Consider the following 22627-nt stretch of genomic DNA (forward strand, 5'->3'; position numbering starts at 1 on the left):
GGGAATCTTTTTGAATGACGTAAGCGAACGCCTGTCGTTCTTCGCCGCACTGTATCAAGTAGACCGGCAGCCTGCGGCAGGCATGTGGCTGCTGTACGGCACGATTTTTGTGTTGGCCGTTATTGTATTTAAGCTTGGATTTGCAAAAAGGCTCCCGGTATTAAAATCAGCAGTGGTGTATGTATTTCTGGCTTTGGGCTGCACTGTTTTGACCTTTTTAGGAGTGTTTTTGCCCGTTGCAGAGGGATTGATCGTGGCTGCGCTGATTTTAATTATTTACAAAATTCGGCTGTATCAGTCGAAAAAGGGACAGTCTGCAAAATCATAAAAAGACTCAGCTGAGAAGCTGAGTCTTTTTTTGTGTTGTGTATGGTAAAGCGGCCGCTTTATTTTTTGACTTTTTCTTTCTTCTGCTGCCCAGGGTGAAAAGTGAATTTTCCCGTTTTCAGCCGTTCTTCTGTTTTTTGGGCAATCCGGTCGTGGCATTCCTGGCACATATATGTATGGATTGGGCGGTTTCGAAGCCGTTTCGCGATCAGGGTATCATCATCAATTGTTTCAATTTTATCGCAAATAGAACATTGGACCCTCATCTTATCACCTCTTTCACTAACATGTATTATAGCACGGATCAGAAGCTGTCCAAAATAAGAAAAAGCTAAAGCACGAGGCTATAGCTTATTCTTTGGTATTCTTTTTCATATGATTGTCAGATTGATCGTTTTGCTCCTGTTCCATTTCCTGCTGCTGCTTTCTGTTTAGTTGGTCATTTTGCTGCTTTGTTTGCGGCTCGTCTTCATTGTCAATCACATCGTTAGGCACTTCTGGAAGCACTCGGCCGACAATCGCAGCTAATTCATCTAGTATGCCTGTTACCGGACGGCCTTCACTGATTTCTCTGCCCATTTCATTCAGGCGGCTGACCGTATCTGGGTCAGCAATGACAACTGCGTTGGCACCATATTGGTCATTTTTTAGAGCCTGTGCCACCGAATATTTAATCGTTTCCACTTTGCTTCTGTCCAAAGTATCATCGACGTCAATCCCAACAACGGCATAACCTCCAAGCACAACGGCTGTTGCATCCTTGACCTCAGGAATTTTTTCAGCAACGCTGACTAGATGCTTGGCAATATCCGTTCTTGTTCCATTGTCTTTTGTTTCCTGAGTTGTGTCCTTTACGTGAATCGGTTTGCTTTCCTGCTGTCTTGTTGATTCTTTTTCAACATTCTGATCCTGTTTTCCTTGTTGGTAGGCACATGCGGACAGGATAAGCGTCAGCTGTATAAGAATGAAAAGAATTCGCACTTGCGGGTTCCCTCCTTGAAATGCAGTCATTAATTTTATTGTTGAATTAACCTTCTATCTTTATGCACAAAAACATATATTTTAGCAGGCATTCACCTTTTTCATCGTAAGAGAAGCAGGAAGAACTTTGACCCTTATATCAGGAGGCTGAGACTTGAGTAAAATTTATGTGTTAGATACGAATGTGTTATTACAGGATCCTAACGCGATATTTTCTTTTGAAGAAAATGAGGTTGTCATCCCTGCTGTCGTATTAGAAGAGGTTGACTCAAAAAAACGGTATATGGACGAAGTTGGGAGGAATGCAAGGCACGTATCTAAGCTGATCGATGCGCTAAGGCAAAAGGGCAGGCTGCATGAGCATGTACCGCTCCACACTGGCGGCACACTGAGAATTGAACTGAATCACCGTTCGTTTCACCAGCTGCAAGAGATCTTTATTGAGAAGACGAACGATAATCGCATATTAGCCGTTGCAAAAAACTTAAGCCTCGAGGAAGAAACAAAGGAAAATGGCAGGCCGGTTATCCTCGTCAGCAAGGACGTGCTTGTCAGAGTTAAAGCGGACGCAATCGGACTGCTTGCCGAAGATTTCTTAAATGACCGGGTTGTGGACAATGATGAAATGTACAGCGGCTATAAGGATTTATATATCAGCCAGCAGCTGTTCAGCTCTTTTTATGGGAAAAATCAAATTTCAGTAAATGATATAAAACAGCATGCGTTTTATCCCAATCAATTCGCATTAATGAAGGATGAGCTGGGAGGATCCTCCTCGGCAGTCGGAATTGCAGATAAAACCGGAACGGTATTAAAAAGACTCGTATTTGATGATGAACATATATGGGGAATCAGACCGAAAAATGTACAGCAGACAATGGCATTAGAGCTTTTGCTGCGTGAAGATATTCCGCTTGTTACCCTGATCGGAAAAGCGGGAACCGGCAAGACGCTTTTAGCATTGGCGGCGGGACTTTTACAGACAGAAGACTTAGGAATATACAAAAAACTGGTCGTGGCGAGACCGATTGTTCCTGTTGGCAAAGACATCGGGTACTTGCCGGGTGAAAAAGAGGAAAAGCTAAAGCCTTGGATGCAGCCGATTTTTGACAACTTGGAGTTTCTGTTTAATGCGAAAAAACCGGGGGAGCTTGAGGCCATTCTGGCGGGTATTGGCTCAATTCAGGTAGAGGCGCTGACTTATATCAGGGGGAGAAGCATTCCAGATCAATTTATTATTATTGATGAAGCGCAAAATTTGACCAGGCATGAGGTGAAAACACTGCTGACGAGAGTCGGTGAGGGGAGTAAAATTGTCTTAATGGGCGATCCTGAACAAATTGATCACCCATATTTAGACAGTCTGAACAATGGTTTGGCCTATGTGGTTGAGCGGTTTAAAGGACAACCCATCTCAGGCAGCGTGAAGCTGTTAAAAGGTGAGAGATCAGGTCTCGCCCAGCTTGCCGCTGACTTGCTGTAATACTAAATGATTTCGATTTCTTTTATATCGGTGATCGGCTGTTCGTAATCAACTGGATCTTCAAAGTAAATATGAACGGGGCCGCCTTCTTGAATCGGCTTGCCTGCCTCACTGAAATGGACAATACCGTTCAGAGCGGTTTCAAGAGGAACGGCGGCCTTTCCCGAACTTGTGACAAATACGCATTGTGTCGCAGAGCTGAGCGGCTCGGCATTTTTCAGCACATTCCCAAGTTTCATTGCAAAACTGCCGTTCATCAGTTTTTGCTTCTCGTATTGTTTTTCTGTTTTTAATGTCGGCGGCGCAATTCGGCCCTCTCTGATGACACGTTCAGGATCAAGATCGGATTCATCCCCGGCTGACTGTAAATGTGTGTCTTGACTGTCCCCTTTGCGGTCAAACGAAAATTTGCGATCATCAAAAATCCATACGCTTGGATCAATGGTGATCGGATATGTAACATTGCCTTTTACTTGTATAACGCTCATGATATAACCCCCTTCTCTCAAAATTATAAAAGTTTTCGCATGAATTGTCACTTTGTGTACAAATTATGTGTATTGAAATGCTCAGGGAGCGAGGGTGGTTGTATGGTATGCCGGCATAATGACGAGCTTGAAACCTTAGTGAGAGAGGCGAAAAAGGTGACGGACAAGGGGGAGGTAGCCAGCTATATTCCCGCATTGGCAAAAGCCGATAAACACGATCTGTCAGTGGCAATTTATTATTCCAATAATATTTGTCTGTCAGCAGGTGATGTAGAAAAAACATTTACGCTCCAAAGTATATCGAAAGTCCTGTCGCTTGCTTTGGTGTTAATGGATTACGGCAAAGATAAGGTCTTCAGCTATGTCGGACAGGAGCCGACCGGTGATCCGTTTAATTCAATAATCAAGCTGGAAACAGTGAATCCTAGCAAGCCGTTAAACCCAATGATCAATGCAGGGGCTTTGGTAGTGACAAGCTTGATTAGAGGGAAAACGGTGAAAGAGAGACTAGATTATTTACTTTCTTTTATCAGAAGGCTGACAAACAACCAAGAGATGTCTTACTGCCGGGAAGTGGCTGAATCCGAATACAGCACATCAATGATTAATCGGGCAATGTGTTATTATATGAAGCAGTACGGCATTTTTGAGGATGATGTAGAAGCGGTAATGGATTTATACACGAAGCAATGCGCGATTGAGATGAACAGTCTGGACTTGGCGAAAATCGGATCTGTATTTGCGCTGAATGGCAGACACCCTGAGACTGGGGAGCAAGTCATCTCAAAAGATGTCGCGAGAATTTGCAAAACATTTATGGTGACGTGCGGAATGTACAATGCAAGCGGGGAATTTGCAATTAAGGTCGGAATTCCTGCAAAAAGCGGCGTATCCGGAGGGATTATGGGCATTTCACCCTATGATTTCGGAATCGGCATTTTTGGCCCGGCATTGGACGAAAAAGGGAACAGCATTGCAGGTGTAAAGCTTTTGGAAATAATGTCTGAGATGTACAGGCTGAGTATTTTTTAATTTATGTCATCTGCTTAAATCCTCTTGCATTTTCTGCTGATACCCTTTATGATAAATAGAAGAATTAGGTACTCGCCTGGGGAACGGAGGGATACTTTTGGCTTCAGAGATGATAGTTGACCATCGGCAAAAAGCTTTTGAACTTTTAAAAGTAGACGCTGAGAAGATTTTGAAGCTGATCCGAGTACAAATGGATAACTTAACGATGCCTCAATGTCCTCTATATGAAGAGGTTTTAGATACTCAAATGTTCGGGCTTTCGAGGGAAATCGATTTCGCTGTCCGCCTGGGATTGGTTGATGAAAAAGACGGTAAAGACCTTTTATACACATTGGAGCGCGAATTGTCTGCTTTGCATGACGCGTTTACAGGTAAATAAATGATAAAACTCAAACTTATTAACAGTTTGGGTTTTTTTATAACCGCTAATTTTCTCACACTAAAGACGGTCTTTTTTTACACATTCCTTCCGAATCGTATAGAGATTCTTCGTCTCATTTGATAAATTGTAGTAAAATAAAAAAGATAAATACATAAAAACCATAGGTAATGGAAGTTAGAAGTAGGGAAGAGGATGTTATGTTAAAAAAAATGCTAAAATCTTATGATTACTCACTGATATTCGCAATTGTTTTACTATGCGGATTCGGTTTAGTGATGGTATACAGCTCAAGCATGATTACCGCTGTCTCTCGATACGGAGTAAGCAGTAATTTTTTCTTCATGCGGCAGCTGTTTGCTTTAATTGCAGGAGGCGCTCTTTTTATTCTCATGGCTTTGTTTCCTTATAAAGCACTGGCCCACCAAAAGTTTCAGAAGGCGATACTGCTAGTTTCTGTTCTTGCGCTTATCTCGCTGTTTATATTCGGGCATGTAGCCGGAAACGCGCAAAGCTGGTTTAAAATCGGCGGAATGAGTATCCAGCCGGGGGAATTTGTTAAACTGGTAGTGATTTTATATCTTGCAGCTGTATATGCCAAGAAACAAAGCTATATCGACCATCTGTTAACTGGAGTAGCACCTCCGGTAGTCATGACGCTTGTGATTTGCGGGTTAATTGCGATGCAGCCAGATTTCGGTACTGCCATGATTATCGGCCTAATTGCGACGTGCATGATCTTGTGCTCAGGCTTCAGCGGAAAGACGCTGGCGAGGCTTGTTTTGCTGGGCGGAATTGTTTTCATTTTAGTCAGCCCGATTATCTATTTAAATCAGGACAAGATTTTAACTGAAGGCCGTTTAGCGCGTTTTGAGAGTCTTGAAGACCCATTTAAGTATGCAAATTCATCAGGTTTGCAAGTGATCAATTCTTATTATGCGATCGGCTCAGGTGGTATTTTCGGCCTAGGGCTCGGTGAAAGTATCCAAAAATACGGATATCTGCCTGAATCACACACTGACTTTATTATGGCTGTTATAGCCGAAGAACTTGGTATATTTGGGGTATTGTTTGTGATTTTCCTACTGGGCTTTGTCGTAATAAAAGGGTTTTATATAGCCAGAAAATGCGAGGACCCGTTTGGAAGTCTACTAGCAATCGGCATTTCGAGCATGATTGCCATACAATCGTTTATTAATCTTGGCGGTGTCAGCGGATTAATTCCGATTACAGGGGTTACGCTGCCATTTATCAGTTACGGGGGCTCTTCTTTAGTGCTGCTCTTGGCGAGTATGGGGATATTAGCAAATATCAGCATGTTTGTGAAATATTCAGAGAATAAGAAAAAGAGAGAGCCCTTGGCGCCGAAGGGTATGAAAAAGAAACAGCTCAAAAAAACTGTTTATCTGTAAAAAACAAGTGTGTACAGGGGAAGGATATTCCGCTATGATAGATTATATTCCATTCGGGTAAGGGGGAGAAAAGTTTGTCACAGCAATCGATACAGAAAGTATTAGTAGCAAACAGGGGAGAAATTGCAATCCGAATATTCCGGGCGTGCACCGAGTTGAATATTCGTACAGTTGCGGTCTATTCAAAAGAAGATTCCGGTTCCTACCATCGGTACAAAGCGGATGAAGCATATCTGGTCGGTGAAGGGAAAAAACCGATTGATGCTTACCTGGATATTGAGGGTATCATTGATATTGCGAAAAGAAACAAAGTCGATGCGATTCATCCGGGATACGGTTTCTTATCTGAAAATATCCATTTCGCGAAACGATGTGAAGAAGAAGGTATCGTGTTCATTGGTCCGAAGTCCGAACATCTAGATATGTTTGGTGACAAAGTAAAAGCGCGTGAGCAGGCAGAAAAAGCTGGAATCCCTGTGATTCCAGGAAGCGACGGACCTGCAGAAACGCTTGAAGCAGTCGAACAATTTGGACAGACTAACGGTTATCCGATTATCATTAAAGCTTCACTGGGCGGCGGCGGCCGCGGTATGCGGATTGTCAGATCTGAAAACGAAGTCAAAGAAGCATATGAGCGTGCAAAATCAGAGGCGAAAGCAGCCTTTGGCAATGATGAAGTTTATGTAGAAAAATTGATTGAAAATCCGAAACATATTGAGGTTCAGGTGATTGGGGACAAGCAGGGCAATGTCGTCCACCTTTTTGAGAGGGACTGTTCTGTTCAAAGACGCCACCAAAAAGTCATCGAAGTGGCGCCGAGTGTCTCGCTGTCACCTGAATTAAGAGACCAAATTTGTGAAGCGGCAGTTGCGCTTGCAAAAAATGTAAACTATATAAACGCGGGTACGGTAGAATTCCTTGTTGCAAACAACGAGTTCTACTTTATTGAAGTAAACCCCCGCGTACAAGTTGAACACACGATTACAGAAATGATTACAGGTGTCGATATCGTTCAAACACAGATCCTTGTTGCCCAGGGGCACAGCCTTCACAGCAAAAAAGTAAATATTCCTGAGCAAAAGGACATCTCTACAATCGGCTATGCTATTCAGTCACGGGTTACGACTGAGGATCCGCAAAATGATTTCATGCCTGATACAGGAAAAATCATGGCATATCGCTCAGGCGGCGGTTTTGGAGTTCGTCTTGATACCGGAAACAGCTTCCAAGGCGCCGTGATCACGCCATATTATGATTCACTTCTCGTTAAGCTTTCAACTTGGGCTTTAACGTTTGAACAGGCGGCGGCCAAAATGGTCCGAAACCTTCAGGAGTTTAGAATCAGAGGCATTAAAACAAACATTCCGTTCCTTGAGAACGTTGCAAAGCATGAGAAATTCCTGACAGGGCAATATGATACGTCTTTCATAGATACAACACCTGAATTATTTATTTTTCCTAAACAGAAAGACCGCGGAACAAAAATGCTTACTTACATCGGCAATGTGACAGTGAACGGTTTCCCAGGGATCGGAAAAAAAGAAAAACCGGCGTTTGACAAACCGTTAAACGTAAAAGTAGACATAGATCAGCAGCCTGCCAGAGGAACAAAGCAAATTCTCGATGAAAAAGGTGCTGAAGGGCTTGCAAATTGGGTTAAGGAGCAGAAATCTGTCCTTTTAACTGATACAACATTCAGAGACGCTCACCAATCACTATTGGCGACGAGATTCAGATCGCATGATTTGAAAAAAATCGCGAATCCGACGGCTGTGTTATGGCCGGAGCTATTCAGTATGGAAATGTGGGGAGGCGCGACCTTCGATGTAGCCTACCGATTCCTGAAAGAAGATCCGTGGAAGCGTTTGGAGGACCTTCGCAAAGAAGTGCCGAATACCTTATTCCAAATGCTGCTTCGCTCATCAAACGCGGTCGGCTATACGAATTATCCGGATAATGTGATTAAAGAATTTGTGAAGCAATCTGCTCAATCCGGTATTGATGTGTTCCGTATTTTCGACAGCTTAAACTGGGTAAAAGGGATGACATTAGCCATTGATGCCGTTCGGGATACCGGCAAAGTGGCTGAAGCTGCGATTTGTTATACAGGAGATATCCTTGACAAGAACCGCACGAAATATGATCTTGCTTATTATACGTCGATGGCGAAGGAGCTTGAGGCTGCCGGAGCCCATATTCTTGGAATTAAAGATATGGCAGGGCTGTTAAAACCGCAGGCTGCATATGAACTCGTTTCTGCTTTGAAAGAGACGATCGACATTCCGGTTCACCTTCATACGCATGATACGAGCGGCAACGGTATTTATATGTATGCGAAGGCAGTTGAAGCTGGCGTTGATATCATAGACGTGGCGGTCAGCTCAATGGCGGGATTAACGTCTCAGCCAAGCGCGAGCGGTTTTTATCATGCGATGGAAGGGAACGCCCGCCGTCCGGAAATGAATGTCCAAAACGTTGAAATGCTGTCCCAATATTGGGAGTCAGTTCGTAAATACTATAACGAATTTGAAAGCGGAATGAAGTCTCCGCATACTGAAATTTATGAGCATGAAATGCCTGGAGGCCAATACAGCAACCTGCAGCAGCAGGCGAAGGGAGTAGGCCTAGGCGACCGCTGGAATGAAGTCAAAGAAATGTACAGACGCGTCAACGATATGTTCGGCGACATCGTGAAGGTCACGCCTTCCTCTAAAGTAGTCGGAGATATGGCGCTCTACATGGTGCAAAACAATCTGACTGAAAAGGACGTTTACGAAAAAGGCGAACAATTAGATTTCCCTGATTCTGTCGTCGAGCTTTTCAAAGGAAACATCGGCCAGGCTCATGGCGGATTCCCGGAAAAATTACAAAAGCTGATCTTAAAAGGACAGGAGCCGATTACGGTCAGACCGGGAGAACTGCTTGAGCCAGTATCCTTTGAAGCGATCAAACAGGAATTTAAAGAGCAGCATAACTTGGAGATTTCAGATCAAGATGCTGTGGCGTATGCCCTTTATCCTAAAGTCTTCTCTGATTATGTGAAAACGGCAGAAAGCTATGGAGACATTTCGGTCTTAGATACGCCGACATTCTTCTATGGCATGACATTAGGTGAAGAAATAGAAGTGGAAATTGAGCGCGGAAAAACGCTGATCGTTAAGCTGATTTCAATCGGTGAGCCTCAGCCTGATGCCACTCGCGTCATTTATTTCGAACTGAACGGGCAGCCACGTGAGGTCGTCATCAAAGATGAAAGCATTAAGTCTTCTGTTCAGGAAAGGCTAAAAGCGGATCGGACAAACCCAAGCCACATTGCAGCCTCCATGCCGGGAACGGTTATTAAGGTATTGACTGAAGCAGGTACAAAAGTCAATAAAGGTGATCATTTGATGATCAATGAAGCGATGAAAATGGAAACAACGGTTCAGGCGCCTTTCTCAGGAACAATCAAGCAGGTTCATGTGAAAAATGGCGAGCCGATCCAAACGGGTGATCTGCTTCTCGAAATTGAAAAAGCATAATAAACCGGAGTGTATATCATTTGATATACACTCTTGTTTTTTATGCGAAAGGAAGGTAAATGAAATTTGTGATTGTATGGTCTAGAAGAGATCTAAGGCTTTAAGACAATACAGCACTATAACAATTATTTCGTATTCAAAACAAAAACAGGCTGATCTGCTGCCGATCTTTCAGATGTTTTGTAGTATGATATGAGCCATAAATATTTTATTAAGGCCTATCTGTTTTTTGTATGAAGCATGGCAAAAGGCTCTATCTGTACCTTTTTATCATGAAGCAATACTTATGTTTCGCAGGCTGTGATGGATTCATATGAATTTAATCATGATGACAAAAAATACGGAGCGCAGCGAGCCGCTCATTGATCATTAAGTTCAGCGAAGGGTGGCCTTTGAAACGTATGAAACTGCAAAAAACATGACATAAAAAAAGACCAAAGCGCAGGTAGCTTTGGTCTAAAGTTATTATGATTGTCTTGATTCATAACGGAAGCGTGCAATTAATAACAAGAAGTAGCACAGAACGCCAAACAGGCAAGCAATAAAGAACGAGTGGGCAAGTGCAAAGCCCAGAGCCAGTTCAGAGTAAACGATCATAATACCGGAAAGCGCCTGTAATGTGATAAAAATAAGACATGAGATCCATCCCCAAAAGATCTGCTTTTGATCTTTATAGGAAGTAATAGCATGAACAGCGGCCACAATAACCCATACAAACAAGAGCAATGCTGCTGTTCTATGGCCCATTTGCACCCATTCATGGAATTGAGTCGGAAGTCCATTGTTCAGCGGACTGCATAGCGGCACATCAGGACATGCCAGACTTGATTCAGTATGTCTTACATATGCGCCTGTATACACAACGATATAGGAATATATTAAAATTCCTATCATGTGAAACTGCATTTTTTTGCCGATTTGAAGCGGTTTAACCAGTTTTCTAACTGATTTATCCGCTTCAAATATGAGCAATGTCAAAATGAGCACTGAAGCAAAAGAAATCAGTGAGATGCCAAAGTGAAGCGCCATAATCAGCGCGTTTGAACCGAATACGACAGCCAATGCGCCAAGCAGTGCCTGTAAAAATAAAAAGATAATAGACATGATCGCGAGAAACGTTGTTTCACGGAAAATTGGCGTGATTTTTCTCCATGACCAAAACGCAAGGCTTAACACTAGGATAATAGAGATCCCGCTTGCGAATCGGTGGCTCCATTCAATAATTGAAGCCGGATTCATTTCAGGGAAAAAACGGCCGTGACACAAAGGCCATTGTCTTCCGCAGCCTTGGCCGGAACCTGTTTTTGTAACGAGAGCTCCCCCGATTAAAACAATAAGCATGACAAATGTTGTCAGAACACCGAGAGCTTTTAATGCTTTATTCATACAATATTCACCTTCTTAACATACTGCTGCGATTTTATATACGTTCCAAGTGTAAGCGAATATGTGTTTTGTGGCAATTCTTAGAGCCTTTTGTTCACAAAAATATAATAGAATGACGGCTTCCGTAAAATGTACACTTGATTATTCATGCCGGGTCTGATAGAAATAAGGTAAACGCACTGCCGATTTGGTGATTGCCTTCATCTTTGGTAAAAATTCATAAAAAGTTCACAAATAAATTCCGGTTTGTCGTTTAATATTTAATAGGATGTTTTTTTACAAGATGTTATCTTGTATGATAGAGTTGCAGGTTTTTTATTCTCCTGCGTTAGGTTTGTAAGGGAGGTTTACGTTATGGCTAACTCCAGAATCTTAAATGATACAGCTATAGACGGACAAATTGAAGAAACAACGGCATGGAAAGATTTTCTGTCCCTTATTAAAATAGGGATCGTTAATTCTAATCTCATCACGACTTTTACTGGAATGTGGCTTGCACTGCATATTTCCGGTTTGAGTTTTTTAGGCAATATAAACACCGTTCTTCTTACATTAATCGGGTCTTCTCTGATTATTGCGGGCTCCTGCGCGATCAATAACTGGTATGACCGGGACATTGACCATCTTATGGAGCGCACGAAAGTAAGACCGACGGTTACAGGTAAAATTCAGCCGAATCAGGCGTTATGGTCTGGAATTTTGCTGGTTGCTTTAGGATTGATCATGCTGCTAATGACAACTGTAATGGCTGCTGTTATCGGTTTTATCGGAGTCTTTACGTATGTTGTACTGTACACGATGTGGACGAAACGCCGCTATACGATTAACACAGTAGTAGGAAGTGTTTCCGGTGCAGTGCCGCCGCTTATTGGATGGACGGCAGTGGAAGGAAATATCGGTGTCGTAGCATGGGTATTATTCATGATTTTATTTATTTGGCAGATTCCTCATTTCTTAGCATTGGCTATTAAGAAAACGGAGGATTACAGAGCTGCAAATATTCCGATGCTTCCTGTTGTATACGGGTTTGAAGTGACAAAAAGACAAATTATTGTGTGGGTTGCGTGCCTGATGCCGCTTCCGTTTTTCCTTGGAAGCCTTGGCCTTCCGATTGTCATCCTCGGCTTGCTGTTAAATATCGGCTGGCTGATTCTCGGCTTGATGGGCTTCCGCTCCAAGAATATCATGAAGTGGGCAACGCAGATGTTCGTTTACTCGCTTAACTACATGACAATCTATTTCGTTGCCATGGTTGTCTTAACTCTTTTCTAAAAAATAGATACGTTGCTTGTTTTATTACTTCAAAATAAACGATGACAACTAGTAAATGCCGCCTTGACCTCTTGTTTAATCAGGCGGCTTTACTTTTATACATAGATGGCATTTTGAGTAAAAACACTCATAATTTAAGAGAAGAGGAAATGTAAGTGCTTTATTGATGATAGGCTGGATTGCGATGGATTTCGAATCTGCTTTCCGCCTTTGTATTGACCAGAAAAGGGGTTGGGTGAAATGGTAAAGCATTGGCGTCTTATTTTATTATTAGCCTTAGTGCCGCTTCTATTAAGCGGATGTGGAAAACCTTTTTTATCCACGCTCAAGCCTGCTGGCGAGGTGGCTGATAAACAGTATGACCTGACAGTGCTCAGCACATTGATTATGGTGGTTGTTGTTGCAGTAGTATCTGTTATCTTCTTTTATGTGATTGTGAGATTCAGAAGATCACGGGTCGGTGAGAACACGATACCGAAACAGGTAGAGGGGAACAAATTTTTAGAAATCACATGGACCGTGATCCCGATTTTGCTGCTCATTATTCTTGTGATCCCTGTCGTATTATATACGCTTGAGCTAGCAGATACATCACCAATGGATAAGAAAAGCCGCAAAGCTGAGGATACGCTTGTAGTCAATGTCCGGGCAAATTTATATTGGTGGGAGTTTGAATATCCTGATTACGGCATTATCACAAGCCAGGAGCTGATTGTGCCGACAGACCAGCGGGTATATTTTAATTTAAAAGCTTCAGATGTAAAACATTCCTTCTGGATTCCTTCGGTTGGAGGAAAACTAGATACGAATACGGATAATGAAAATAAGTTTTTCCTGACATTTGATTCAAAACGAAGCAAAGAGGCAGGAGATATGTTTTTTGGGAAGTGTGCAGAGCTTTGCGGCCCTTCACACGCGCTGATGGATTTTAAGGTAAAGACGATGTCTGCAAAAGAATTCCAGGGCTGGACAAAAGAAATGAAAAACTATAAGTCTACAACAGAGAGTGATTTGGCTAAGCAGGGCGAAGAACTGTTTAAAGAGAAGAACTGTCTGAGCTGCCATGCGGTAGAGCCGAATGATAAACGTGCAGAAGCAGCAAGAACGGCACCTAACTTAGCGACCTTCGGTGAAAGGGCGAAAGTGGCAGGGGTGAAAGACGCCAATGAAGAAAATGTGAAGGCTTGGCTGAAGGATCCTGAGAGCATAAAACCGGGTAACAAAATGACAGGAACATATCCGAAGCTCTCAGACAGTGAAACAGATGCGCTTTATGAATACTTAAAAGGCTTAAAAACGGAAAGCAAGTAGGGAAGAAAGGGAGATATTGGGGGAGGTCACATATGTTGAATGCGCTTACAGAAAAACGGACGCGCGGATCTATACTTTGGGATTATTTGACGACGGTGGACCATAAAAAAATCGCAATTCTTTACTTAATCGCCGGGGGATTCTTCTTTCTTGTCGGGGGAATTGAAGCGATGTTTATCAGAATTCAGCTTGCAAAACCTGAAAATGCTTTTCTCAGTGCCCAAGCGTACAATGAAGTAATGACAATGCATGGGACGACAATGATCTTTCTGGCTGCGATGCCGCTCTTATTTGCCTTGATGAATGCGGTCGTGCCTTTGCAGATTGGGGCTCGCGACGTTTCGTTTCCATTTTTAAACTCGCTCGGTTTTTGGCTCTTCTTTTTCGGGGGCATTTTCTTAAATCTAAGCTGGTTTTTGGGAGGGGCGCCAGACGCGGGCTGGACGTCATACGCCTCACTTTCGCTTCATTCTGAAGGGCACGGCATAGACTTTTTCGTCCTCGGACTGCAAATATCGGGGCTCGGGACGCTGATAGCCGGGATTAACTTTTTGGCCACGATTATCAACATGAGGGCTCCGGGCATGACATACATGAGGCTGCCTTTGTTTACATGGACGACATTTGTGGCTTCGGCATTGATTTTGTTTGCATTTCCGCCGCTTACGGTCGGATTGGCACTGATGATGCTGGATCGGCTGTTCGGCACCAATTTCTTTAATCCGGAGCTTGGCGGGAATACGGTCATTTGGGAGCATTTATTTTGGATCTTTGGCCATCCGGAGGTTTATATCTTAATTTTGCCTGCATTCGGTATTTTTTCAGAGGTCATCCCTGTGTTTGCCAGAAAGCGTTTGTTTGGGTACTCATCAATGGTTTTTGCCATCGTACTCATTGGCTTTCTGGGCTTTATGGTTTGGGTGCATCACATGTTTACGACAGGACTCGGCCCGATTGCAAATGCGATTTTTGCGGTTGCCACAATGGCTATCGCGATACCGACCGGGATTAAGATTTTTAACTGGCTTTTGACGATCTGGGGAGGAAATGTAAAGTATACGACAGCGATGCTGTATGCCGTCTCATTTATTCCGTCCTTCGTACTCGGCGGTGTGACGGGAGTCATGCTGGCAGCAGCGGCAGCTGATTATCAGTTCCATGATACGTATTTTGTGGTGGCACACTTCCACTATGTCATTATTGGCGGCGTGGTATTCGGCCTTTTAGCCGGTGTTCATTTCTGGTGGCCGAAAATGTTCGGTAAAATTCTACATGAGACGATGGGGAAAATTTCATTTGTATTGTTTTTTATCGGCTTTCACCTCACGTTTTTCATTCAGCATTTTGTCGGTTTAATGGGGATGCCGCGCCGGGTTTATACGTTTTTGCCAGGCCAGGGTCTTGAAACCGGCAATCTGATCAGTACAATCGGGGCGTTTTTTATGGCGGCAGCTGTTATTCTTCTGCTGGTCAATGTCATTTGGACATCAGTAAAAGGCGAATATGTCGGAGCTGATCCATGGCAGGACGGACGTACCCTTGAATGGACCGTTTCTTCACCGCCACCTGAGTATAACTTTAAACAGCTCCCTTTTGTCAGAGGGCTTGATCCGTTTTGGATCGAGAAGCAGGCAGGACACAAATCAATGACACCGGCTGAACCGGTTGATGATATTCATATGCCAAACGGCTCAATCCTTCCGTTTATCATTTCCTTCGGCCTCTTTGTCGCAGCGTTCGGGCTGCTGTACAGAAGCGATCACGCTTGGGGGCTGCCGGTGATCTTTATCGGACTCGGCATCACATTTATTACGATGCTGCTTCGCTCAGTAATTGATGACCACGGCTATCATATTCATAAAGAGGAACTGCCGAACGATGATAAAGGGGTGAAGGCATAATGCAAATTGAAGAAAAATTCACCGCAGAAACCTTTCCAGCTTCTCCCGAAAAAGTAACACTGGAAGGGAAAAATAAATTTTTAGGCTTTTGGCTTTTTCTTGGGGGAGAGACAGTTTTGTTCGCGTCTCTCTTCGCAACGTTTCTTGCACTCCGGAATTCAAACGCAGGTGACCCGCCTACGACGGAAATGTTCGATGTAACACTTGTGTTTATCGCCACAATGCTGCTACTAACGAGCAGTTTAACGAGTGTATACGCGATGTACCATATGAAGAACTTTTCTTTCGGCAAAATGCAGCTTTGGCTGGGAATTACGATCTTATTGGGGGCTGGCTTTTTAGGACTGGAAATCTATGAGTTTAAGCATTACACCCATGAGTTTGGCTTTACGATCACAAGCTCTGCGCTCGGTTCCGCGTTTTACACGCTTGTCGGTACACATGGCGCCCACGTGGCATTTGGGCTTATGTGGATCAGCACGCTGATGATTCGCAATGCCAAGAGAGGGCTGAACCTGTATACGGCGCCTAAGTTTTATGTTGCCAGTCTTTATTGGCACTTTATTGATGTCGTGTGGGTCTTCATCTTTACCGTTGTATATTTAATGGGGATGGTGGGATAAACATGGTCGGTAAAAAAAACAAAGGGCATATCAACAGCGACCTTGAATTTAAGAAAAAGAAGCACGCTCAGGAGATGAAATATCAGGTTCTGTCATTTGGTTTAATGATCGGTCTTACGATTGTTGCATTCCTGACAGTGGCAACGGACGGTGTAGGCAGCTGGTTTACGATTCCTTTCATTATTTTGCTTGCTGCAATTCAAGTCATTTTCCAGCTGTATTATTTCATGCATATGAATCAAAAAGGGCATGAGGCACCGGCAATGTTTTTGTATTCAGGCATGTTTGTCGCTTTCATCACTGTGCTTGCGTTTGTCACAATTATATGGTGGTAATTTGAACAGCTGCCGGAGGTGAAAAGATGAATCAGTTAGACGTGTTTGGGTTTCGCGCGATGTGGAGCCCTTATCTTTTTTGTATCCTGTTGGGCATTACAGTGCTTTATCTCTATTTTTACAGGCGAATGTCTTCAAAACCAAATCGAATAACGGGTAAAGAAATGGTGTGCTTTCTATCGGCGATGCTGTTTTTGTATGCAGCCGAGGGGAGTCCGGTAGATTTACTTGGACATATTATGTTCAGCGCGCATATGGTGCAAATGGCTGTCCTGTATTTGGTCGTCCCGCCTTTATTGATCGCGGGAATTCCTGCATGGCTCTGGGAGAAAATCATTTTCAGGCCTGCTATTAAACCGGTTTTTTCATTTTTTACGACACCTTTAATTGCTTTGCTTTTGTTTAACGGCATTTTTTCTTTATATCACGTTCCATTTATATTTGATACTGTCAAAACGGATCCGTTTTACCATACATTAACGACTTGGCTTATCTTTGTACTTGCGTTTTTGATGTGGTGGCCGCTTGTTCATAAGGTCAAGCGTCTTCGGCAGCTCAGCGGCTTGATGAAGCTGGGATATATTATGGCGGACGGTATGCTGCTCACACCTGCTTGTGCGCTGATCATGTTCAGTGGCGCGCCGTTATATGCCACCTATACAGATCCGTCTGCGTGGGCTGAGGCGATGAAGCTATGTGTGCCCGCGGATATGATGGGGCAGGTCCCATTAACAGGACCGGAGATGTTAAATACACTGCCTTTGTTAGAGGATCAGCAGCTCGGAGCAGTTATGATGAAAATCATTCAGGAAATTGTGTACGGCACTTTTTTAGCGATTGTCTTTTTCCAATGGGTGAAGAAAGAAAGGGAAAAGGACGGGCAGGAGGAGCCGCCGTATATTCAGCAAACGATATCATAAAAGGTACAGCGAAAAATGCTGTACCTTTTCATTACATTTGAACTGTTTTTAGCATGTCGGATATGTCCTGAATCAGTGCCTTGCTTTTTGTCACAACCTGTACGGGAAACTCTTCAGTTTCTCCATATTCTACTCCGTGAGGGTAGTAATGCTTGCCTAAGAGAGGGGACATTAATTGAATCACGGCGCGGCCGCTTCCAACATCGCCCTCTGTCGCAATGCCTTGTATCCGCAGGTAAAACGTACCCTCAATCGTCGAAAACTTCTTGTCATAGGTGACTCTTTCGTAATCCCATTGCCCCGCTCTGACGAGACCTTTGCTTTCCATCAAGTCGTCTAGCCAGCTGAGCTCAGCCTTTACCCCTTCAAGTCCGCTTTCAGTAAACTTCAACACTGACCCCTCCTTATAGAAATTACCTTTCCTGACAATCATAGTATGAAAGCGTTAAACTTTCAATGAATCTTCTTCTTTTGCAAGTATGCAAAAATTAAATTTTGACGACAATAGCACTAGACTAAAGGAGGTTATACGGATGACAAAAATAAAAGATCTGATGACAGCCGACTTGCAATATTGCACGGTATTAGATAATGTATATGAAGCTGCGGTAAAGATGAAAGACGCGAATGTAGGTGCAATTCCGGTAGTTGATGAGGATGGAGAAACACTGGTCGGCATCGTGACCGACCGTGATCTCGTGTTAAGAGGAATCGCCATAAAAAAACCAAACTCGCAAAAAATCACTGACGCGATGACCGAAAAACCTGTCAGTGTAGAGGAAGATGCTTCAGTCGATGAGGTTCTTCATTTGATGGCATCCCATCAGCTCAGAAGGATACCTGTTACAAAAAACAAAAAGTTGACTGGAATTGTCACGCTTGGTGACCTTTCTTTATCTGAACAAACGAATGAACGTGCCGGCAGCGCCTTATCGGATATTTCCGAAGGTGATAATAGAGAAGAAGGCTTTTTTCATTAACACATAAATCTTTGACATGTTAAATAGGCTGTATTGTAATGAGATGTAAGGCAAGACAATGTAATTCGCCACGGGGGTGATAGATTGAAAAATATATTGAGAGCAATTGTTATCCTCTTGATTATCTGCGGAACTTATGTTCTGTTTATTCAATATGGATCTGTTCCTGAACAAAAATCAAATGATAGCGAGCCTCAAGTGTCTAACGAGGAAGCGCAAAGCGGCAAACGAATACATATGCCGACTTCTGGATTATTGTCCTTTATGGGCAAGTCCTCCGATCATGTAACGAAAAAGCTTGGGGAACCAGAACGCATTGACCCTTCAGCTTATGATTACGACTGGTGGGTATACAATCAAGGAAAGGACCAGTATGTCCAAATCGGGGTATTAAACCATAAAGTGGTCACATTATTTGCTACTGGGAATGATATTAACGCAAAGCCTTTCAAAATTGGTGAATCAACGGGAGAAGTATTCAAGACGACCCAGGTGGCACCGTTTGTGAATGTAGATTATAAAGGAAATTCCTATCGGTTTGAGTTTTCTGAAGAGGATATCAATACCAGGCCGACTGTTAAGGTAGGAAAGATGTATGTCCAGCTGTATATGGACAAATTTGAGGGGAAACTATCCAGCATCAGGGCGTTTGATGCACAAACCTTTGTAAAGCAAAGACCTTATGAGGTTGTGTACCGTGGTGAGTTAATGAAACCGGAAGCTGTTTCAGATGATAAGTGGAAAAAGATCCAAACGACGAGCGAAAAGCAAATACTTGATTTGACGAACGTCATACGCGTCAAACATGGGCTTGCGAAGCTTGAGTGGGATCAGCCGACGGCGGAAGTTGCCTTTGGGCATAGCCAGGATATGAAGGAAAATAATTATTTCTCCCATGTCTCTAAAAAATACGGCACGCTGAAAGACCGCTTAGAAGAAGGGGATGTTGACTTTCAGCAAGCGGGAGAAAATATTGCATACAATTATGTAGACGGTCCGGCTGCTGTAGAAGGCTGGCTGAATAGCGAAGGGCATCGAAAAGCGCTCCTGAATTCAGATTATACGCATCTCGGGGTCGGAGTAGACCGAAAATATTACACCCAAAATTTTATTAAGCGATGGTAATGTAAAGCTGCGGACGAATGGTTCCGCGGCTTTTCTAATTTTGCAAAAGTTTGATGGTTTGAATACATGTGCTGATAGTAATAGGGGAGGCCGATTCCCATTCCTTCAATAAGGCTTTTCACGAGTGACGGAAAAAGCTAAAAATTCTCATTCGTGAATGAATATAGGCGAACACAATGCCTCACAAAACGATACATTGTAGTAGGTACGATTTTCGGAGGGGGTGAGGATTGTGGCGAATCAACATGCCAATCATTCAATCAATGACTTTAAACAATTCGTCAAAAAGCATCCCAAGCTGATAAAAGAAGTGCGCAAAGAACAAAGAAGCTGGCAGGACGTATATGAGAATTGGGTCCTCTTCGGGGAGAACGACCCGATTTGGGATCCGTATCGGGAACCGGAAGAGGCTGCGGAAGCTGTGCCTGAAACAGAGCAAAAAAACGATTTTGTCTCTAAAATGGTGACAGCGGTGAAAAAGATGGATGTCAATCAAATGAACGAACAAATCAATAAAATGAGCCAGTCGATCTCATCGTTGCAAAATCTTCTTAATACATTTTCCGGGAGCGGCCATAAGCAATCTCAGCCAGGCTCTGGACAGCATCCTTTTTCTTTTCGAAAGGATTAAAAAAGGGGAGCTCATATGCGCAAAGAGGTTCAGGAATTTATTTCAGCAAACGAAGAACGGAAACGATTCATCAGAGAACAGCCGATATGGTATCGCAGGCTTTCGAGAAAACCGGATGATCTGTCCGCCTTTCAGCTTGAGATGATGAACTTTTATGAAAAAACCATACCGCACCGGGTGAACCAATTTACGAACGGGATCCAAATGGCGCAAATGATGATGCAAATGTTTCAAGCGATGCGGACAAAAGATTAAAAGGCCCGATAGAGGGTCTTTTTTCATGCTGTTATAGGGAGATTGTTTTTCAGGCTTCGGCTAAGCATTTTCCAATTGGCTGGTTTCATGGTAAACTAACAACTGGAGGTGCATGTTATGTATGCGACGATGGAATCCGTGCGGCTTCAAAGTGAAGCTCAGCAGCTTGCCGAGATGATTCTGCAGTCGGAGACGGCTGAGAACTACCGCAATTGTTACAAGCGTCTCCAAGAAGATGAAGAGGCAGGGCGGATTATTCGTTCTTTTATCAAAATAAAAGAGCAGTATGAGGATGTACAGCGTTTTGGCAAATATCATCCTGACTATAGAGAAATATCCCGGAAAATGAGGGAGATCAAGCGGGAGCTGGACCTGAACGATAAGGTGGCTGACTTCAAGAGAGCTGAAAATGAGCTCCAGTCTATTCTTGATGAGGTTAGCGTCGAGATTGGGACAGCTGTTTCTGAGCATGTGAAAGTTCCGACTGGGAACCCTTATTTTGACGGTTTGTCTTCATGCGGAGGCGGCTGCGGTTCAGGCGGAAGCTGCGGATGCAAAGTGTCCTGACGAGACTGGCCGTCTCGTCTTTTACATATAAGAGAAATCAGGCAGGTGATTGTATTGGAGAATAGGCGCCAGGGCATGATAGTGTATCTGCATTCCCTAAAGCAAAGCAAAATGCTGAGGAAGTTCGGAAATGTGCACTATGTATCAAAACGTTTGAAATATGTCGTGCTGTATTGCGATATGGACCATATTGAAAAAACGATGGACAAGATTGCGTCTTACTCTTTTGTGAAAAAAGTGGAGCCTTCTTATAAACCGTTTTTAAAATTGGAATTCGAGTCAAAGCTTGATAAAGCAAAAGAATACGATTATAAAATCGGCATATAGCTGTATAAAAAAATCCCCGCAGGCTTCTGCGGGGTCCTTCTATTCCTTAACATGTTAAGGAGAAGGCAAAGGGAGAGGAGAAACCGGAGGAAGAACTTATGGGGAAACGTAAGTCTTCTCCGCGGTTGGCAACAACATCCTCTAGATGCTGTTGCTAATAGTATGGACAAGGATCATTCTGCCTATACACCTGTTTATTAAGATTAGCGTTCATTGTTTGAAAGAATGCTTTATGTTAAGATAGGATTGATTTTTTTTCGATGTACATAGCGGCGTCCGGCCGAACAAAGAAACAAAATAGCTTTTAGAAAAAGTGGTGTGGAACATGAGAGTAATTTCTGGATCAAAAAAAGGCCGTTCACTGAAGGCTGTGCCGGGAACATCAACAAGACCGACAACCGACAAAGTGAAGGAATCCATTTTCAATATGATCGGCCCTTATTTTGACGGGGGCAGGGGACTTGACTTATTCGCGGGGAGCGGGGGCCTTGGAATCGAAGCGCTTTCACGCGGGTTTGAGCATTGTATATTCGTTGACCGTGATTTTAAAGCGATTCAAACGGTAAAATCAAATTTGAAAACGCTGGAGCTTACAAAAAATGCCCAGGTATACCGGAATGATGCGGAACGGGCTTTGCATGCTGCTGCAAAAAGAGAAACAGGCTTTCGCGGCATTTTTCTTGATCCGCCGTATAAGGAACAAAAACTAAAAGCGCTTTTAACTATGATTGATGAATATCATATGCTGGAAGAAGATGGCTTTATCGTTGCTGAGCATGACAGAGAGGTCGAGCTTCCCGAAACCGTAGGAGACCTTGTGATGACAAGAAAAGAAACCTATGGACTTACAGGTGTGGCGATTTATAAAAAGAGGGGGTAGTGATGTGGCGAGTATAGCTGTCTGTCCCGGCAGTTTTGATCCGGTGACCTACGGGCATCTGGACATCATCAGACGCGGGGCGCATATTTTTGAACAAGTGTATGTATGTGTGCTGAATAATTCTTCAAAAAAGCCTTTGTTTAGTGTGGAAGAACGGTGTGAGCTTCTGAGAGAAGTGACAAAAGACATTCCGAACATAACAGTTGAAACGTCGCAAGGACTGTTAATTGATTATGCAAAAAGAAAAAATGCGAAAGCGATTTTAAGAGGCTTGAGAGCGGTATCTGATTTTGAATACGAGATGCAGGGGACATCCGTAAACCGTGTGCTTGATGAATCCATTGAGACGTTTTTTATGATGACAAATAACCAATATTCGTTTTTAAGTTCAAGCATCGTAAAAGAAGTGGCAAGATACAATGGATCGGTATCAGAGTTTGTGCCGCCGGAAGTAGAGCTGGCGCTTCAGCAAAAATTCAGACAAGGATGAG

Annotated in this window: 25 protein-coding genes; 20 read left to right on the forward strand and 5 right to left on the reverse strand. The window is 43.3% G+C overall.

The genetic code is table 11. The annotated features are described in order from the left end of the window. The first annotated feature begins 10 nt into the window (after nucleotides 1–10). Nucleotides 11–328 carry a YlaH-like family protein gene (locus tag M0696_RS08065; RefSeq protein ID WP_003221327.1) on the forward strand — a complete coding sequence of 106 codons (318 nt, stop codon included), beginning with the start codon at nucleotides 11–13 and terminating at the stop codon, nucleotides 326–328. A gap of 58 nt (nucleotides 329–386) precedes the next feature. Here M0696_RS08065 and M0696_RS08070 read toward each other — a convergent pair whose 3' ends face one another. After that, nucleotides 387–593 carry a YlaI family protein gene (locus tag M0696_RS08070; RefSeq protein ID WP_003221329.1) on the reverse strand — a complete coding sequence of 69 codons (207 nt, stop codon included), beginning with the start codon at nucleotides 591–593 and terminating at the stop codon, nucleotides 387–389. A gap of 85 nt (nucleotides 594–678) precedes the next feature. Beyond that, nucleotides 679–1308, reverse strand: coding sequence for a YhcN/YlaJ family sporulation lipoprotein (locus M0696_RS08075; protein WP_222142770.1), 630 nt, complete (start codon nucleotides 1306–1308; stop codon nucleotides 679–681). A 154-nt stretch (nucleotides 1309–1462) separates the two neighbouring features. On the opposite strand from M0696_RS08075, the gene M0696_RS08080 reads away from it, so the two are divergent. Further along, a complete protein-coding gene (locus tag M0696_RS08080) occupies nucleotides 1463–2791 on the forward strand; it encodes a PhoH family protein (protein WP_003221333.1) in 1329 nt (442 codons plus the stop codon). Between the two features lie 2 nt (nucleotides 2792–2793). Here M0696_RS08080 and M0696_RS08085 read toward each other — a convergent pair whose 3' ends face one another. Beyond that, nucleotides 2794–3279: a peptidyl-prolyl cis-trans isomerase gene (locus M0696_RS08085; RefSeq protein WP_166853221.1), complete on the reverse strand. Its 486-nt coding sequence runs from the start codon at nucleotides 3277–3279 to the stop codon at nucleotides 2794–2796. 102 nt (nucleotides 3280–3381) lie between these two features. On the opposite strand from M0696_RS08085, the gene glsA reads away from it, so the two are divergent. From glsA to pyc, 4 genes are all read left to right on the forward strand, one after another. Then, on the forward strand, nucleotides 3382–4311 hold the full coding sequence (glsA, locus tag M0696_RS08090) for a glutaminase A (protein WP_166853219.1): 930 nt from the start codon (nucleotides 3382–3384) through the stop codon (nucleotides 4309–4311). A gap of 97 nt (nucleotides 4312–4408) precedes the next feature. Continuing rightward, nucleotides 4409–4690 carry an Fpa/YlaN family protein gene (locus M0696_RS08095; RefSeq protein ID WP_003221339.1) on the forward strand — a complete coding sequence of 94 codons (282 nt, stop codon included), beginning with the start codon at nucleotides 4409–4411 and terminating at the stop codon, nucleotides 4688–4690. A 200-nt stretch (nucleotides 4691–4890) separates the two neighbouring features. After that, the gene (gene ftsW, locus M0696_RS08100; RefSeq protein WP_222142772.1) at nucleotides 4891–6102 is read left to right on the forward strand and encodes a cell division protein FtsW; all 1212 of its coding nucleotides are present in this window, start codon (nucleotides 4891–4893) and stop codon (nucleotides 6100–6102) included. A gap of 74 nt (nucleotides 6103–6176) precedes the next feature. Continuing rightward, nucleotides 6177–9623: a pyruvate carboxylase gene (gene pyc / locus M0696_RS08105; protein ID WP_248602678.1), complete on the forward strand. Its 3447-nt coding sequence runs from the start codon at nucleotides 6177–6179 to the stop codon at nucleotides 9621–9623. A 465-nt stretch (nucleotides 9624–10088) separates the two neighbouring features. Here pyc and ctaA read toward each other — a convergent pair whose 3' ends face one another. Next, on the reverse strand, nucleotides 10089–11009 hold the full coding sequence (gene ctaA / locus M0696_RS08110; RefSeq protein WP_166853214.1) for a heme A synthase CtaA: 921 nt from the start codon (nucleotides 11007–11009) through the stop codon (nucleotides 10089–10091). Nucleotides 11010–11363: 354 nt separating this feature from the next. Here ctaA and cyoE point away from each other — a divergent pair, with 354 nt between their 5' ends. From cyoE to ctaG, 6 genes are all read left to right on the forward strand, one after another. Beyond that, entirely contained in the window at nucleotides 11364–12281 is a 918-nt protein-coding gene (cyoE, locus tag M0696_RS08115) for a heme o synthase (protein ID WP_003238752.1), read from the forward strand. Between the two features lie 240 nt (nucleotides 12282–12521). Then, on the forward strand, nucleotides 12522–13592 hold the full coding sequence (gene coxB / locus M0696_RS08120; protein WP_166853212.1) for a cytochrome c oxidase subunit II: 1071 nt from the start codon (nucleotides 12522–12524) through the stop codon (nucleotides 13590–13592). A gap of 32 nt (nucleotides 13593–13624) precedes the next feature. Then, nucleotides 13625–15493 carry a cytochrome c oxidase subunit I gene (gene ctaD, locus M0696_RS08125; protein WP_222142774.1) on the forward strand — a complete coding sequence of 623 codons (1869 nt, stop codon included), beginning with the start codon at nucleotides 13625–13627 and terminating at the stop codon, nucleotides 15491–15493. Then, nucleotides 15493–16116, forward strand: coding sequence for a cytochrome c oxidase subunit III (gene ctaE / locus M0696_RS08130; RefSeq protein ID WP_003221354.1), 624 nt, complete (start codon nucleotides 15493–15495; stop codon nucleotides 16114–16116). The genes ctaD and ctaE overlap by 1 nt, the downstream gene beginning before the upstream one ends. 2 nt (nucleotides 16117–16118) lie before the next feature. Beyond that, nucleotides 16119–16451, forward strand: a complete 333-nt coding sequence (ctaF, locus tag M0696_RS08135) for a cytochrome c oxidase subunit IVB (RefSeq protein WP_166853208.1) — start codon at nucleotides 16119–16121, stop codon at nucleotides 16449–16451. 26 nt (nucleotides 16452–16477) lie between these two features. Beyond that, entirely contained in the window at nucleotides 16478–17371 is an 894-nt protein-coding gene (gene ctaG, locus M0696_RS08140; RefSeq protein WP_222142775.1) for a cytochrome c oxidase assembly factor CtaG, read from the forward strand. Nucleotides 17372–17402: 31 nt separating this feature from the next. Here the strand turns inward: ctaG and M0696_RS08145 are convergent, their stop codons facing one another. Further along, complete coding sequence (locus tag M0696_RS08145; protein WP_166853204.1) at nucleotides 17403–17765, reverse strand: YugN family protein; 363 nt, start codon at nucleotides 17763–17765, stop codon at nucleotides 17403–17405. Between the two features lie 139 nt (nucleotides 17766–17904). Between M0696_RS08145 and M0696_RS08150 the strand changes: the two genes are divergently transcribed. From M0696_RS08150 to coaD, 8 genes are all read left to right on the forward strand, one after another. Continuing rightward, complete coding sequence (locus M0696_RS08150) at nucleotides 17905–18351, forward strand: CBS domain-containing protein (RefSeq protein WP_003221362.1); 447 nt, start codon at nucleotides 17905–17907, stop codon at nucleotides 18349–18351. Between the two features lie 84 nt (nucleotides 18352–18435). Then, nucleotides 18436–19476 (forward strand): CAP domain-containing protein, encoded by a 1041-nt coding sequence (locus M0696_RS08155; protein WP_166853202.1) that lies wholly within the window; start codon nucleotides 18436–18438, stop codon nucleotides 19474–19476. Nucleotides 19477–19708: 232 nt separating this feature from the next. After that, nucleotides 19709–20107: a YlbD family protein gene (gene ylbD / locus M0696_RS08160; protein ID WP_222142776.1), complete on the forward strand. Its 399-nt coding sequence runs from the start codon at nucleotides 19709–19711 to the stop codon at nucleotides 20105–20107. 15 nt (nucleotides 20108–20122) lie between these two features. Beyond that, nucleotides 20123–20362 carry a YlbE-like family protein gene (locus tag M0696_RS08165; protein ID WP_166853198.1) on the forward strand — a complete coding sequence of 80 codons (240 nt, stop codon included), beginning with the start codon at nucleotides 20123–20125 and terminating at the stop codon, nucleotides 20360–20362. Between the two features lie 117 nt (nucleotides 20363–20479). Next, nucleotides 20480–20929 carry a regulatory iron-sulfur-containing complex subunit RicF gene (ricF, locus tag M0696_RS08170; protein WP_003221370.1) on the forward strand — a complete coding sequence of 150 codons (450 nt, stop codon included), beginning with the start codon at nucleotides 20480–20482 and terminating at the stop codon, nucleotides 20927–20929. A gap of 54 nt (nucleotides 20930–20983) precedes the next feature. Continuing rightward, on the forward strand, nucleotides 20984–21256 hold the full coding sequence (locus M0696_RS08175) for a YlbG family protein (RefSeq protein WP_166853196.1): 273 nt from the start codon (nucleotides 20984–20986) through the stop codon (nucleotides 21254–21256). Nucleotides 21257–21581: 325 nt separating this feature from the next. Continuing rightward, nucleotides 21582–22136, forward strand: a complete 555-nt coding sequence (gene rsmD / locus M0696_RS08180; RefSeq protein ID WP_222142777.1) for a 16S rRNA (guanine(966)-N(2))-methyltransferase RsmD — start codon at nucleotides 21582–21584, stop codon at nucleotides 22134–22136. Nucleotides 22137–22140: 4 nt separating this feature from the next. Continuing rightward, complete coding sequence (gene coaD, locus M0696_RS08185) at nucleotides 22141–22626, forward strand: pantetheine-phosphate adenylyltransferase (protein ID WP_003238727.1); 486 nt, start codon at nucleotides 22141–22143, stop codon at nucleotides 22624–22626. The last annotated feature ends 1 nt before the right edge of the window (nucleotide 22627 follow it).

The organism is Bacillus rugosus (assembly GCF_023238245.1).
GTDB lineage: Bacteria > Bacillota > Bacilli > Bacillales > Bacillaceae > Bacillus > Bacillus rugosus.